This window comes from Morganella morganii (assembly GCF_041099235.1).
Lineage (GTDB): Bacteria > Pseudomonadota > Gammaproteobacteria > Enterobacterales > Enterobacteriaceae > Morganella > Morganella morganii_E.
This window is the reverse complement of record NZ_JBFZSO010000019.1, coordinates 1-15,815: the sequence shown is the minus strand read 5'-3', so window position 1 is coordinate 15,815 and position 15,815 is coordinate 1. Positions and strand designations below refer to the sequence as shown.

General features: G+C 53.9%; 9 protein-coding genes and 1 pseudogene. 2 read left to right on the top strand and 8 right to left on the bottom strand.

Features of this window, described 5'->3' with window-relative positions; translation table 11 throughout:
- Nucleotides 1-70: 70 nt before the first annotated feature.
- Nucleotides 71-1,804, bottom strand: coding sequence for a VENN motif pre-toxin domain-containing protein (locus tag AB7038_RS18005; RefSeq protein WP_369453743.1), 1,734 nt, complete (start codon nucleotides 1,802-1,804; stop codon nucleotides 71-73).
- Between AB7038_RS18005 and AB7038_RS18000 the strand changes: the two genes are divergently transcribed.
- On the top strand, nucleotides 1,796-1,978 hold the full coding sequence (locus tag AB7038_RS18000; protein WP_369453742.1) for a hypothetical protein: 183 nt from the start codon (nucleotides 1,796-1,798) through the stop codon (nucleotides 1,976-1,978). The genes AB7038_RS18005 and AB7038_RS18000 overlap by 9 nt on opposite strands.
- A 221-nt stretch (nucleotides 1,979-2,199) precedes the next feature.
- Nucleotides 2,200-2,334 carry a SymE family type I addiction module toxin gene (locus AB7038_RS17990; protein ID WP_369453741.1) on the top strand — a complete coding sequence of 45 codons (135 nt, stop codon included), beginning with the start codon at nucleotides 2,200-2,202 and terminating at the stop codon, nucleotides 2,332-2,334.
- 52 nt (nucleotides 2,335-2,386) lie between these two features.
- On the opposite strand, the gene AB7038_RS17985 is transcribed toward AB7038_RS17990, so the two are convergent.
- The 7 genes and pseudogenes from AB7038_RS17985 to AB7038_RS17955 all read right to left on the bottom strand — a co-directional run.
- Nucleotides 2,387-2,800: an Imm63 family immunity protein gene (locus AB7038_RS17985; RefSeq protein ID WP_369453740.1), complete on the bottom strand. Its 414-nt coding sequence runs from the start codon at nucleotides 2,798-2,800 to the stop codon at nucleotides 2,387-2,389.
- Nucleotides 2,781-10,961, bottom strand: coding sequence for a hemagglutinin repeat-containing protein (locus AB7038_RS17980; RefSeq protein ID WP_369453739.1), 8,181 nt, complete (start codon nucleotides 10,959-10,961; stop codon nucleotides 2,781-2,783). Before AB7038_RS17980 ends, AB7038_RS17985 begins: the two co-directional genes overlap by 20 nt.
- A gap of 45 nt (nucleotides 10,962-11,006) precedes the next feature.
- The gene (locus tag AB7038_RS17975; protein WP_369453744.1) at nucleotides 11,007-12,653 is read right to left on the bottom strand and encodes a ShlB/FhaC/HecB family hemolysin secretion/activation protein; all 1,647 of its coding nucleotides are present in this window, start codon (nucleotides 12,651-12,653) and stop codon (nucleotides 11,007-11,009) included.
- 590 nt (nucleotides 12,654-13,243) lie between these two features.
- Complete coding sequence (locus tag AB7038_RS17970; RefSeq protein ID WP_369453738.1) at nucleotides 13,244-13,522, bottom strand: hypothetical protein; 279 nt, start codon at nucleotides 13,520-13,522, stop codon at nucleotides 13,244-13,246.
- A gap of 23 nt (nucleotides 13,523-13,545) precedes the next feature.
- The gene (locus tag AB7038_RS17965; RefSeq protein WP_369453737.1) at nucleotides 13,546-15,057 is read right to left on the bottom strand and encodes a conjugal transfer protein TraG N-terminal domain-containing protein; all 1,512 of its coding nucleotides are present in this window, start codon (nucleotides 15,055-15,057) and stop codon (nucleotides 13,546-13,548) included.
- Nucleotides 15,057-15,356, bottom strand: coding sequence for a hypothetical protein (locus tag AB7038_RS17960; RefSeq protein ID WP_369453736.1), 300 nt, complete (start codon nucleotides 15,354-15,356; stop codon nucleotides 15,057-15,059). Before AB7038_RS17960 ends, AB7038_RS17965 begins: the two co-directional genes overlap by 1 nt.
- Nucleotides 15,353-15,631 (bottom strand): annotated as a pseudogene (locus AB7038_RS17955) (integrating conjugative element protein); the annotation flags it as partial. The pseudogene AB7038_RS17955 and the gene AB7038_RS17960, both read right to left, overlap by 4 nt.
- Between the last annotated feature and the right edge of the window lie 184 nt (nucleotides 15,632-15,815).

Genomic DNA, 15,815 nt, shown 5'->3' with positions numbered 1-15,815 from the left:
ATTACCACCAAACGAATCAGAAAACCAATACCGGAAAAACTCTAAAACCGTGGCCAATTTTAGTTGACCACTACAAAATAACTGGATTTTGTTCCACATGGAAACCTGATTTAGATAAAATTTGAGCACTCTCATTTTCACGATTGAGTGAACGAATATTCTCCTTTGTCATTTGTGGTGTGATTTTTGTAACATGTCCAGTTAATGAACCCTCAGATTTAGTGATTAAATTACCGATTGACTCTGTTTGCCATACATGGTTTTCAGGAGAAATAATTCCACCATTCGGCTTACCAGCCGTAACTTTATGCCCCAGATAGTTGCCGGATACAATCAATCCACCTAGACCAATATTGATACTTCCCTCAGCCCACTCACCATCAGCAACCTGATCAATTCCTTTTTCTATCTGATTCAGACCACCGGGAATCAAGGCCAGCCGCATTAATTGGCTGGTTCTCCCCAGACCGGCTAACAAAACATCTGTACCTATTGCAGCCTGCCATGCATGCCTTTCTTCGGCACTAAGGTGTCCTAATGCTTCATAGTAGGCTGAGCGCGTATCCTTATATCCCCCCGGATAATTTAAGATATTTTCTATCAGTATTTTAGCATCGCTTTCACTCACACCTCTTAACTGTAGCTGTATTCCAACCGCATCAAGGTACTCAGCTAATTCTACCTGACCTTTTTTATCGAGTTCTCCCTTGTTATAGAGAGTAACTAATCTGTCGGTATAAGCATCTTTATCTGATAAATAAATAATATTTTGTGACGCTTCTTTTAGGTTTTTGCCTGCCTTTTGATCTTCAAGTGCTTTGTCAATTATATCCCGCTCATCCGGACTTAAAAAATTATTCTCAACCGTAGTCTTCCCGGCCTGCGCCGAATTCGCCGCACTCTGCGTGTCACCGCCCACCAGACCACCGGCGAGGCCGGAGGCCAGGGTAGCCCAGGCGCTGATATTCTCTTTTTCCTGTTCAGTCAGTTCGCCCGGCTGTTTTTTGTAGATATATTCGGCCAGAATACCAACCGCTTCGCCGGTCATTGCGCCGGTGGCCTGTGCGGCAGCATTTTCACCTTTGGCCAGTGCCAGCGCTGCGTTGGCGATACCGTGCGCCACTACCCGGGCCAGTTGTGAATCTGTGCCCTCTCCCGGAATCAGGTCTTTGATCTCACTGGCAATAAAGGGTGCCGCGCCGTTGGCCAGTGCCGCATTCAGGTCACCGTTCATCAGACCCTGTACCGCTGCGGTGGCGGCCTGCATGGCGCGGGTGTACTTGCCGCCGGTACCGAAGCCTGACTCTGTCAGATGCTGTTCAACCCGGTCGTTAAAAATGTAATCCGTGATGGCTTTTTCGTCCGGTACGGTGTTTTTGTCCTGTTCTTTTAACGCGGCAACCGCCTTTTTCCGCTCATCATCTGTCACTGGTGTCCGGCCAAACTGCTCTTTTACGTCCCTGATCGCATTGGCTTTGGCATGTGTCCGGGCAATATCTATCACCTGAACACCAATTTCACCGAGCAGTTGCTGCTCTTTCACCCGGTTCTGCTCTTTCTCTTTATCAAATATCTTATTCAGCGCTGAGTGGGCGTTGTCCGTGTCACGGCTCAGGTCTGCCACGTCCTGTTTCTGGTTTTCCGTGTCGCGGATAATCCATTTGCCGTCCGAGACCGCCGCATGAGTGGTGTTGCTGCTGCTCTCTTTTTTGTTATCCGCCACGGCCAGCGCATTGCCCAGGTTGGAAATCACCTGAGCACCGAGATCACCGCCGGTGCCCAGGCCGCCGCCCTGGTGCTCCACCTGATATTCCGCTTTGTTTTCCAGATTGTTAAAGCCCAGCGTACCGGTGTCGAGGGTGTTTTTGTCTTTGTCCGCCGCCGAGGCAATCACCGCGCCGTCAAGCTGTGTGTGTTTGCCGACCGTAACCTCAAAGCCCTCTTTTCCGGCAAAAATACCCGTCTGGTTCTGTACTGATTCGTATTCACTGTGCATCTTATCGCGGTTTGCCGAAATATTCAGTGAACCGCTGCTCAGACCGATGCTTCCCCCGGCACTGAGACTGGTTTGTTTCGAGTCGTAGTTATCAACCGCCTGCTCACTCTGCAGTGTCAGGTTGCCGCCGGCATTGACGATAACTTTTTCACCCTGTGCCTGTGCGCCTTTCAGTGTGGTGTCGTTGCCGCTGTTAAGGGGAAGTGGACACCTCCCCGCAACTCACCATCAGAGGCAAATGGCTGAATGAGATCGGGTTTGAAGTGGATAGTCACTTTCCCCTCACTCGTCAAGCCGGACAGTTGATTATCCGGCTGGCTGAGACGCAGGGTAGGTAAGAGATAGCCCTATATGATACGGAGGATTATTTTTCCTAAAAAAATAAATTTTTTAATACGTTGTATCATCATAAGGACTGCTTTGCAGTGTATTATTTATTTCATTTTTTACTCTTATTCCCCATTCAGGGTTTATTTTCGCCATTAGATCAATAATCATCGGAAAAATAATTCTTCGCCCATCCTGATATGGAACTCTATTCTTCAGCTCATAACGCACCGCAATTTCATGAATAAAATCAAACATTATCCAATAAAGTAATTTATCTAATGATGATGTTGTGCGTCTGCAAAACTCAATACCTCTTTCAGAGTAAACATAATTATAGCTATCCCCCTCTATCGCTATATGAGGTGTTCCATCCCCCAGGGGAGAAGGATATATGTGTAAGTCTTTACTAGGAATATTAATTATTGAACCTAATAAATTTACCTTATCCTGTATCTCATTTACTGTTAATAGCACTGGTTTTAACCTCTTTAATATATTTATTATCTATTAACCACTGAACATTAACTCGCTCTTGCATATTTGGTAAAATTTGAATTCCACCACCAGGCTCGCCAAATGCAGGGGCTATTTTTCCTTGTATTACCGGCAACGGCTTAATAACTTCATATTCATAGTATTTTTCTGCCCTAGCCCCAGGCGCCAATGCTCGTTGCTCATAGGGCGTTCCTTTGGGGGCAAGGAATGACCCACTAGGAGTGCCATACCTATCTAAACGAGTTCCTACTTGAAGAATTGCTTTTGTTGGATCCTCAGCAAAACCTAAGTTACCAGGCCAATCCCATTTACCGTCTGCCGTCCTATATCTGTCATAATATGAAAATCCAGCAGCTTCATTATCAGTTATAGCTCCCCAAGAATGAGATTCTTGAGAAGTTTTATTTGGTGATACATTATTAATTGCATCCTTCGGTGTAGTCACTCCTCCGTTCGGCTTACTTGTAATTTTATTTCCAACATATCCGCCGAATATAGCGGCTGAACCCAGCGCGATATTTGTACCACCTTCAGCAAATTTACCATCAGATACCTGGGCTATCCCCTTTCCTGTCTGGTAAGAACCACCGGCAGCTAATGATAAACGCATTAACTGGCTGATTCTGCCGGGTCCGGCTAACAGTGCATCAGTTCCTATCACGGCCTGAGACAAATGAACTCCAGCCGAATTAAGGTATCGGTATGCTTCGTTATATTCTTTTGTTAAAACCGGGCCGATTGAATCCTGTTTCAATATTGAGTCAATAACCTGTGATGCCTCCGTTTCACTCATTCCTCTGTAAAGCTGTAATTGAGTTCCGTACTCATTGAGAAAACGCGCCAGCTCTGCTTTACCGGCATCATCCAGCTTTCCTGCTTTATAACCGGCAATTAACTTATCGTTATATTTATCTTCATTTGTGAGATAAAAAATATCCTGTGAAGCCTTCAGCAAGTTTTCTCCGGCCTTCTGGGCTTCAAGCGCTTTAAACCGGCGATCTTCTTTCTCTGGTGATAATAAGTTATTCTCAACCGCATTCTTCGCGGTCTGTGAACCACTGATGCCGCCTGCAACAGAGTCTGAGACAATGCCGCCCGCAAGCCCGCCTGCCAGGGTGGAGAGCTGGCTGAGCTGGGCTTTTTCGTCCGCGTTCAGGTCACTCACTTTTTTGTTAAAGAGCAGTTCCGCGATAACCGGGGCCGCCAGTTCGCCGGTCAGAGCACCCGCAGCGCCGCCGGTCGCACTGCCGCCGTTCATTTCCGCCAGTACACCGCCGAGCAGCGCGTGTGCCGCCAGATTAGCCGCTTTTTCTTCCGGCGTCAGTTGTTCATAGGTTTTACCCTGATAAGTGAGCGCTTTCACCTGTTCTGCCAGGTACGGTGCCGCACCGTTGGCAATCGCGGCTTTGATATCACCGCCGGCCAGGCCCTGGAATGCCGCAACCACCGCCGTCACCGCACGCCGTTCCGTGCCGCCGACCTGCTGATTTTTAGCGGTCAGGGCATCACTGACAAGCTGATTATAGTACTTATCCGCTTCACTTTTCAGAATGTCGTCATAACCGGTTGTTGTATCACCGTTTTTACGACGCTTACTGAGTTCGGTTTCCGCATTTTTCGCTATCTGTGATGTGCTGCTGTCTGACTTCAGCTTCTCCGTGGCTTCCCGCATTGCGTCAATTTTGGCATTGGTATCATAGATATCCAGTACCTGTGTGCCGATGTCCGCTATCGCCTGTGCCTGCTGTAAGCGCTTCTGCTCTTTCTCTTTATCAAATATCTGATTCAGTGCGGTGTGCGCATTATCGGTATCACGGCTCAGGTCCGCTACGTCCTGCTTCTGGTTTTCAGTATCACGGATTATCCATTTACCCTCAGAGACCGCCGCATGGGTGGTGTTGCTCTCTTTGCCGCTGCCGTTGACGCCCACCAGGGTGTTCGCGGTCAGATTGGAGACCAACTGGCTGCCCGCCCCGCCGAACCCGCCGGAGCCGGTCATGCCGCCGGAACTGAAGCCCGCACTCTGGTGCTCTACGTTATATTCGGCTTTATTTTCAATATCATTAAAGCCCAGCGTGCCGGTGTCGAGTTTATTTTTATCCTTGTCTGCCGCCGAGGCAATCACCGCACCGTCCAGTTGTGTGTGCTTACCGACCGTGATGTCATAACCGCCTTTACCGGCAAACAGCCCGGTCTGCTCCTTCACGGAGTCATAGGTGCTGTGCATCTTGTCACGACTGACGTTCACACTCGCTGAGCCGCTCATCGATCCGTAGGTGAAGCTCGCGCCCGCGCTGACATTCTGCTGTTTGCTGTCGTAATTATCGCTGTCCTGCTCACTCTGCAGCGTCAGGTTGCGTCCCGCATCCACCGTAATCTGTTCACCGCTGACCTGCGCCCCTTTAAGGGTCGTGTCCTGTCCGGATTTCAGCGTGACCTGACGTCCTGCATCCATCACGGTTTCCCGGTGAGTGAGACCGTCGCCTTTCTCACTCCCTTTCCCGGCATTGACACCGGCGGAGAATTTAATGCCCCAGCCGCCCTGTCCGACAGTAATACCCACGCCGACGTTGCCGCCTTTGCTGCTGTTCTTCCCGTCGGTTTTCTGCATCTCTTCCGCAGACATCAGGCTGATGTCACGGGTCGCATCCAGCACAACATCACGTCCGGCTTTCACATCACTGCCCTGAATGATGATATCGCCTTTGTCCCGGGTTTTATCGCCGTTGGCCGTGATGCGGATATCGCGTCCCGCACCGAGTGACCCGCCCTGTGCTTCGGTCTGGTCTCTGCGGATTTCAGATTTGGAGGACTGGCTGCCGTAGGAGAGCTGAATACCGATAACATCATCCTGTTTCTCAGCACCGCCGCCTGCGCCATTAATCGCATCGGCTTTATCTGAAGCCGCATTACTCATGTCCCACGCCTGTTTGCCCTGATAGCCGGACAATAATGCCTGCGTGCCTTTCAGGGCTTTCAGCCGGTCATCATCCGTGTCTTTCGCATCCTGTGCAGACTGTACCGCCGTGTTCATGGCACTGCCGACCGTGCCGCTCAGGGAGAGCGTCAGCCCGCTCTGTTTCTGTTCGGTTTTGGTCAGTTCGGTGTGTGTGTTTTCCGCCGCGGTGACCGCAACGGACTGGCCGGTAAGGCTGATATCTTTTTTCGCCACCACATCACTGCCGTGAATGGTGAGGTTTTCCCCGGCAGTCAGAGTGACATTCCCTTCTGTGCTGCCCAGCGTGCTGCCTTTGCCGTAACGGCTGTCGCTGTCGGTGGTCTGCTTCATTTCCTGTTTGCCGACGGTAAAACCGATACCGCCGGAGCTCATCAGGCCGGATTTTTTCTCCTCGCGCAGATGCGTTTCCTCACGGGCTTCAGCCGTGGTGGTGACCGTGATGTTGTTCCCGGCCGTGGCGGTCAGGTTGTTATCCGCAATCACCTGACTGCCCTCAACGGTGAGGTTATGACCGGCTTTCAGGGTGACGGTATCGCCGCCGAACTGACTGCTGACGGCATCAGTCCGGTGGACTTCGTCGTGGGTTTCCAGCGATGAGGACGACAGAAGCCCTTTGCTGGTCTGTTTACTGTGCTCAGTCAGGTCAGAAACGTCTTTGCCGGACTGAATGTTAATATCGCGCCCGGCACTGACCGCCAGGGCATTTTCGGCATCAACCGTTGCGGCGGTGGCGTTCATATCCCGTCCGGCGTTCAGGGAGATATCCCCGCCGTGCAGTTGTGAACCAACTTCCGTCTGTGTGGTGAGGTGACGGTAGTTATCGTTACCCCAGTCGCCGTTTTCAGTCCGGGTGGTGGTCACCGTTCCCAGCGTGATGTCATTCCCGGCGGTAATGGTGGTTTTGCTGTCTTTGCCGGTGGCGGCAATGTCGGTCGCGGTCAGCGTGACCGAATCTTTCGCGTTCAGAGTGAGTTTGCCGTTATCCCCCTGCACATAAATGCCCGCGATGCGGTTGAGGTGACGGTTATCCGCATCCCCTGCCAGCGTACTTTCACTGCGGATAGTCTCCGCATTCGCCGTCAGGGAATTGCCGCCAGTCAGCGTACCGCCAAGGTTATTCAGGTCACGCTGTGCGTTAAGCAGCACATCATTACCACTTATTGTTCCCTGATTGAGAATATCCCCGGCATTGACCGTCAGGGCATCTTTACTGAGGATAGAGCCGCTGTTCACCAGTTGCCCGTTCACGGTAAATTGGGTGCTCTTACCGGCCAGCAGTGCGCCGTCACCGGTTAAATCCCCCGGTTTCACACGGGCATAAACCTGCGGTACCAGCACTTTCTCGGTGCTGCCGTCCGCCAGGGTGATGGTTTTCTCAACCAGCCACACCATGTCGCCGGTCAGCAGCACCATCTGCTCTGCGGTCAGCGCCACACCCGGGGTCAGGTTATATTTTTTGCCGAAGGTGATGCCGTTATCCATCAGCGCTTTGAATTGTTCTTCGTCGTTGCGGTAGTCGCCGAGATAACGCTGCCCGGAGAGTGTCACTATCTGGTCAGTGATAAGCTTCTGCTCGTAATAACCGTCACCAAGGCGTTTGTGCATCTGACTGTGATCGCTGAGCAGCGCCTGCTGCATATAATCGGTGCCCAGCCATTTTTTACGGTTGGTAAAACGCGGGTCGGTTTCCACCAGATACCGGCTGTCGCTGCCCGGTCTGACATTGAACAGGCTGTTGTTTGGCAGCGTTATCGTGTCATTACCGGTGCGGACCACGGTGTCTGCTGTGGTGCCGCCGGTTTCTCCGATCACCGGTACATCAATGATCGCCGGGGATGTGCGCCCGGAGGTATCCACCGCCTGAATGTCGGTCTGTGCATTCATTTCCCATTTATGCACGCCGAGGTCAGTGTCGGTGATCACCGGTGCGGGACGGTAACGGCTGTTATCCCGGCCCTGCGAGGTTTTGGTGCCGCCGATTTTCCGTTTTTTCTTTTTCGCGTACCAGCGGGTCTGTTTCCCGATATCCGTGACGATATGCACCCCTTTGGTGGCAATATTCTGCAAATCACCAATCGTGGTTGTCAGCAGTCCACCCGCCAGGACACGACTGTCTTTGTTCAGCAGTTTGTCACTGTTAATCGTCAGATCCGCACCGGACTGAATCACGCCCGGTTCAGTGGTTACAACCTGCGTATCCTCAATCGTCCGGGTGTAGTTATATTCATAAAACTCGTCATTACGGGTTCCGTCCGGCATCACCGCGGTATGGACGCCGTACTTATTTTTGCGGCTGGTATCGATATCTTTCCAGTTAAAGCGCTGCGTCTGACCTTTCAGCACGCCCTCATGAATTTTCTGTTTGCCGGTGATTTCAACCCGGGTGACCAGGTTGGTATTGATATTATTGATTTCCCGGATATTCAGCGTCATATCCCCCTGCGATTCCAGGGTGGAGCCGAGGTTATTAAACAGGTCAGCACTGCCGGTGGCGCGGTAGTCCGCATCCAGGCGGCGGCCGATATTGAGCAGCCCCTGACTGTAAATCAGGCTCTGTCCGGTGTTGTTCAGCGTTTTGGCGCCGATATTCAGGCTGTTGCGGGCGGCAATCACCGCCGAGCGGGATTTGTCTGCGGCAGCGGTATTACTGATGATATCTGCCTGAAGTGCGATATCGTCACCGTAGATCCGCCCGGTGGCAGTATTGTCCAGCGTGTTGGTGCTGATGCGGGTATTGACGCCGTCAATCAGTCCGGTGTTGATGAGGGTATTTTTAACCGTCAGTGTGGTGTTATCCGCACTGATTTCCGCATCGCGGTTATTGGTCAGATCGGCGGTATCAATCGTGACGGCGTTGCCGCCCTGAATCAGGGCTTCATTCTGAACACCGTTATTCACAGTCATGGTCAGGCTGCCGTTAGCCTGCACATTTTTCCGGTTGGTGAAGGTGTCATTCAGTGTCAGCGACATATCCCCTGACGATAACACATCACCGTCACCGCTGAGGCTGCCGCTGGTGACCGTCAGGTTCTGACCGGCAATCAGTGTGCCGCCGGTATTGGTAAGGGTATTGGTGGTCAGCGCCGCGTTTTCATGTCCGGCAACCGTGCCCCGCGTGTTATCCAGTTCACGGGCAGATAATGTCAGCTGTTTGCCGCCACGCAGCTCCCCTTCGCGGTTATCCGTTTTTCCGGTGACAGTCAGTTGAGCCTCAGCGCTGCCCTGAAGTTTTCCGCGCTGGTTGTTCAGTGACTCTGCGCTGAGGGTCAGATGTTGTCCGGCAATCACCCCCTGAGTATTATCGAGGGCGTGCTGTACCGCCAGTGTCAGTGCACCGCTGTCGCGCTGCACCATTTTGCCGTCGCGGTGAGACAGGGAGTTCATCTCGCCGGTGATCGTGCGGGCAGAGGTTTCACTGTTATCCAGCTGATAGTTGCCGCCTTTCATCATCAGATGACCGTTGGAGACAATCACACCGTGTTGTCCGGTGAAGTCCGGCGTGGTGATGCTGATCGTGCCGGTTCCGGCATGCTGAATGCGGCCTTTTTGGTTGTTGATACTGTCTGCATTCAGCGTGATAGTGTTGCTGTTGGCGGCGATCGTGCCGTCTTTATTGATGATCCCGTCTTTGTGGTCCAGTTTCAGATCATCTGTACCGGTCTGAATTATCTGCCCCTGCGTGTTATCCAGTTTGCGGGCAGTCAGTTGCAGTGCACCGGCGGTCAGTTTGCCGCTGCGGTTATCAATACCGTCCGGCGCAACTGCGGTCAGCGTGCCGGAGGCGGAAACGTCCGCGTTTTTCAGGTTCAGTCCGGAGGCGGAGGTCAGCACCATGTCTTTCGCTGCCGTGCGGCTGTTTTCCAGTGAGATATTGGCTGCCGTGACCGCCATGCGGTCATGCGCCAGCTGCTGTCCGTTAAGGGTCGCTGATTTCGCAGCTGTCAGGGTCATATCGCCGGTCTGTGTCAGCCGCCCGTTTTTATCCGCCCCGGCCGCCATCACGGCACCTGCGGCATTGTTCAGCGCCCGGCTGTCTGAGGTGATATTGCGTCCCGCCAGGATCTGTTTTTGGTTATCCGTATCCCCGGCGGTGCTGAGCTGAATATCCCGCCCGGCACTGACTGTACCGGTATTGGTGATATTATCAGTCAGTGTCGCTTTCACGTCCGTTGCTGCGGTAATAATACCGCTGTTCTGTAATTTGCCGTCAACGGACAGACTCAGTTCCCCGACCTGTGCCCCGATAGTACCCGCATTGCGCACACCGACGCCGTGTTCGGTGCCGACCAGTTTAATTTTATTGCCATACATACCGCCGACCGCCGCCACATCCAGCGCAAAGGCCGGCGTAGTGCCATCAGCCGCTTTTTGTGTCACCACATTGCCCTGTACGTCAGTGATATTGCGTCCGGTGGTGATGGTCAGATCCTGTGCATGCAGTTTGGCGTTAACTTCCACCGCACGGCCTATCAGCCGCGTGTAGTTGCTCTGCGCATCATTCATGCCTTTGCCGGTAATGGCTATCTGCCCTTTATCGACATCAAATCCTTTGACACGGCCCTGCTCCAGCAATGCCTGTGCCGCGGCCATGGTGGTCTGTCCGGCATTGATAAAACCGCAGCCGTTACAGGTGATCCCCGCCGGGTTAGCAATAATCACATCCGCCCGTTTCCCGGCCACTTCGATAAAACCGTTAAGCTGACTCCGGTTGGCGCTGTTGACCTCATTGAGGATAATTTTTGCCTCACCCTTTGCCACCCACGGGTTGGCGGTGACCATACCGCCCAACTGTGTCTGTGTGTTGACCGCGCTGTTATTGAGGATCGCACCTTTGCTGTCCACATCAAACTGACTGTACTGGTTACGGGAGACACCATCGCTGTTCGGTGCCTGAATATTAACCTGCGGCGTGCCGTTGGCAGAGGAGATCACGGTCGGCTGCTGATTGCCCTGCGCTGAACCGTCCGCGACAATACCGTCCGCCATTACCGGCAGCGCAACCCAGCCGAGCAGCAGCATCAGACCGAGCCGCAGCGGGGAAATCACCGCCGTCAGTGAGGTCATACCCTCCCCGGTCTGTGAGCGGGATTTATCGCTGCTGTGATTTTTTGCCAGCTCTGACACCACCATCATCATCTGACGGGCTTTGTTAAAAATAATCCGGTAACAGTGTTTATTCATAATCTCAGTTCCCTGAAAATCGGGTAATCATCCGTGCAGCGGGCATCAGTACTGCCAGCTCACATTAAAATTGAAGACAGCATTGTCAGTTTTGAATCCGTCCGGTTTCGCGAACGGCGTGCCGACAGAGAAGTCATACGACAGTCCCGCCGGGCTCAGCGCCCCGCGCAGGCCGAGCACACCACCCGCGAGTGTCCGGCCGATCAGCCAGTCGCGGTTATGACCGTCGACACGGCCGTAGTCCGCACCGATATACAGTTGCTGCTGCGGCAGCGGCGTGTTCCAGGAGAGGGTATTGCGGAAATACCAGCCGTCATCACTGCTCAGTGTCCGTTCACCGTCAAAACCACGGACGCTCCAGCGGTTGCCGATGGAAAACTGATCCTGCGGGGTCAGCGGCGTGCCGCTGAGCTGGCGCAGGTATTCGCCCTGATACTGAAACTGCTGTTCACCCAGCGTAAACGGCACCGTCAGAGAGGCGGAGAACTGTAAGATACGGGAGAGTGCCGTGGCGTAATCGTCGCTGCCGGCGGGACGGTACTCCTCCCAGGCCGGCATCGCGCCGAACCAGCGGGTCCCGCGCTGATAACTGACACCCGCATCCAGAACCGATGTCCCGATGTACTGCCGGTGATCCAGCCCGATTTTCCAGGTGCTGGTGCGGCGTTTCTGGTTCTCAATTTCAGTTTCCTGAATATAGTTGCGGGTCTGACGCAGATTCACACCGTAGTTCAGCGTGGTTTTGGCGGTTGCGTCGCGGTACAGCACATTGCTGAGCTGCGCGTTGAGGGTTTCACTGCGGCCTTTGTAACGCGCGTCGCCGTTAAGCAGCGCCACGGTCTGCACATAATTGTATTTGCTGCCGGTCAGGGCCAGCTGCCAGTAACCGAGCGGCACAGAGTAATGGGCACTGTAGTTGGCGGATTCTTTCCCGCCGGTAAACAGCAGGTCGCGGGTCGCGGTCACGTAAAACAGGTCACTGAGAGAGGACGGATTATCCAGTGCGAACATCAGCCCGCCCTGATTTTTCCCGGTACTGCTGGTGCCGGTATTATCCACCCAGGCATTGAGCCGCCACATTTTTTTCTGTTTGCGGGTGATAACGATATCACTTTCACCGGGTTCCTCCCCGGGCACCAGCTCCATCGAGGCTTCCACGGTCGGCAGGCGCTGTAAGTTTTCCAGTCCCTGCTCAATATCCCGCAAATCCAGCACATTGCCCTCACGGGCAGGCATGGCAGTGTAAAGTGTCGCGTATTTGTCAGAATCATCCGTGAAGCGAACCTGACGCACCCGGCCCGGCACCACAACCAGCGACAGAGTGCCCTGCGTCAGATCCTGCTGCGGCGCCAGCACCCGGGTGGTGACCCAGCCGTGGCTGATCAGACGGTTCTGCATATTGGACATCAGCAGGTTAATGCCCTGTACACCAAGACACCGCCCCGTGCCCTCACTGGCCATGCGCTGTAACGGCAGCCAGTGCGGCAGAGATTCCGTCCCGCTGACCGTCACCTGCTGAATATCAAAGCAGGGGGTTTCCTGAGGAAACGCAAGCTTACCGGCCGGAGCCACCGGTGCGGCCAGACGGACATCCGGTGCCCTGGCACCAAATTGTTCTTCCAGTGCATCCTGCTGCTGTTGCTGATGGATAAACTGCTGATCACCGGGTGCACTGAAGACAGAGCCGGTCATAAAAATACACACCGCGCCGGGTAAGATGCGGTTGGTCACTCTGTTTTTCATATTTCTCATAACTAAATAACGGCGCGGAGTATTGCCGGAAAGCGGATGCGGTATTGCAGTAAGTGAAATTTTATCGGAAGAGACCGGATGCGGGGAAGTGAAAAAACGCACGAATAGTTAAAAAAAGATAATGTGTCGTAAATATGAACATCAGAACATTTTACAGTCTTATTCAGTGTAAACAGGAAAATGACAGAATACGTCACTAATACTTATATATTAATACAGTGAAATCAGAAAATTAACTGATAGGTATGTCAGCCCCGGCGACACGGTTAATCCGCACATTCTGTGCTTCAGTTGATATCTGCGCACCGGGGTGAAGGTGTGCTGAGTTATTGCGGGGTGCCCCGGCTCGCAGAGCCGTTCGCGGCAGATGCCGTCCTGACGGTGTCAGATTCCCCCCGTATACCGGTTTTCACCGGTATCGCCATCGATACCAGACTGTCGTTCTGAACTTATTTTTCTCCTGTGGGTGATGCCTTACGGCGTTGTGATTATTTTCTTTTCCGCCTCTGACCACCGCGACTGCGTGTGTGTCAGAGGGTCAGTACAGCGCTGAGGCCATACATATCAGCGCAGGTGCGGGTCTTTCGCGCAGCGTCACTTGGTACTGCAGATGCAGTTACCCAAGTGACGCTGTGCTGCACCTGCCGCCGAACACCTGAAAAGCCCTGATAACGGCTGCGATTACCCGAAGGCGCTTCCTGCAAATCGCTGAAGCATTGGCGTGTTGTCAGTGACAACGGTGTGACATCGTGCGAAAACGCAGCCTGAACTGCATTTTCTGTTTCTGCCCGCATTACGGAGGCGGTCATTTACCTGTGCCTCCGTGATGTTGTTATTTTCTTCCTGCCGCCATTCTGACGGCTGACATTGCAACGCCAGTTCCCTGTGCTCCGGCCTGTTGTGCGCCTTTCGGCCCGGCTGACATCGCGGATGAAAACGCATGCCCGAGGCTTACCCCGCACCAGCTCATTGCACCAAACCAGAACAGCGGCAGCGCGATATACATCGCGCCGAGCACCAGATTCATAACCCAGCCGTCTGATCCGGTACTGGCCAGCCAGAGACTGAAACTGCCGGTGTAGCCTTTATGTCCGGTGTACAGCAACTGAAGCAGCCGGTCATCCAGCCAGCCGCCCAGCTCCCACCAGAACGGCACAAAGATCAGGGAAAACAGCGCGAAAGTCAGTGTGATCACCACTTTGGGCTCATAAGCACCGAACAGCATCACCGGCGGGATGCTGACAACCAGCGCCATCAGCAGGATTGCGTGAACAAACGGCAGCGCCTGACGCAGTGCATCAAACGCCGGAAGCTGTGTCGCCTGCGCGGCCAGTGTTCCCAGGCTACTGAGTGCCTGTTTGATGCCGGTGTCGATACCGGTGCCGTGCCCCGTCTGGTGTCCGGTCATATAGGTGGTGCCGCTGCCGGACAGCGTTGTATTCTGCGGGCTGACCAGCCAGCGCAGCAGCGTTTCTTCCCATGTATCCGGAAAACGGGATTTCGCCGCATTCAGCGCCCGTTTGTCATAACTGCTCAGCAGCCGGTCCCGCAGTCCGTAGCCCTTATCACTCCACCAGGCTTTGCAGGAGGGGTAACCGCCCTGTCCGGTACCCGGAAAACCGCTGTCCCGCGCCTCGCTGTACGGCCATGCAGAGCGCGGGGATGCGGAAGTGTAATAGTCGTAATAGCCGGGTGTGCTGAGAAACCAATCCGAACCAATCCAGTTAACAGCCTCTGCTTCCTCTGCGGTCAGCCCGTTGCGACTGTGTTTCAGGCGGTAATATGCTTTCGCATAGCACTGTGCTGCAAATTCCTGTACTTCCTGAAGGATCAGCGGATCAGCCAGCGTCGTGTGCTGCACCTCAAAGCGTACCTGCCGGAAATCACTGCCGCAGGGAACCGAGGCGACCGCCGCGTGTGTCACGCCTTTTGACAATGCATGTACCAGATACCACCACAGCGGCACTTTCGCCGTCTGCCCGTTCAGTTCGGTGATAAGCGGCCCGAATCCGGACTCATCCGGTGCCGGAACATTCACACCGCACTGCTGCGAGCGGGTACGGTCAAAATACATTGCCGACAGATCCGTATCCCATACCGGGACGGCACAGAATACCATCACCACAAAGGAGAGATACAGTACGTGCTCGGTACGTGCCAGCGCGGCAAACCCTTTCGCGTCCTCGTCCTCTCCGGTTTCACGCAGTGCCAGCCAGATCCCCGCGATACGGAAAATCAGCGGCAGCGTGAACAGCCCCGTGGCTGTGATAACATTCCACAGCGCGTTGTTCATCAGCCAGCCCATAAAGACCAGCACAAGCTCAAGGTAGCTGTCTGCCGTCATCACAGCCTCCGCAGCAGGCCGCTGAGCTCGCCCGATATCACCAGGCAGATCATCAGGCATTCAGTGCGGCGTATCCTGCGTACCGGGCAGGCCAACCGGAGACGCGGCCGGAGGCGGTAACACCAGAAAATCCCTGCCGCGCTGTACAGCATCATCCGCCAGAGCAGCAACGGCAGGCTGAACGCCGTGATTTCGTGATTCAGTGCGGACTCATAACCTGCCGTCAGATATATCAGCGTACTGACGCCACTCACGGTGACTGCCACTCTGATCAGTTGCAGTATGGTTATTTTGCTCATGGCTCCGCCTTATGATTCAGCCGGTGCAGTGCGCCGTCATTCTGATGTACCGGCTGACGCAGTCCGTGCGTCACATCCCGTTCAGCCTGACGGGAAAGTACCGTCAGCAGGGTATTGCTGCTGATGGCTCTGCGGATCTCCATTTCGTTTTTCAGTGCCTGCACTTCGCGGTCGAGAAAGGCCAGGCGGCGATCAGATTCTTCCAGCGCGATTTTCTGATCTGCCACATGCGGCTCTGCCTGACCGGCCATCAGCATCCGGCGCATCCCGAGTGCCAGGCGAGGCCATCCAATGTGCTGAGAAAATACGGCATCAGCGGCACACCGCCCCCGGCACAGGTCATTCCCAACGCTCCGGAAAACTGATTAAACAGCGGTGAGGCTGTAAGTATCCCGGAAAAAAGTCCCATTCACTTTCAGAGATCTTCATCCATACTGATATGTATCCTGAGGAGATCGC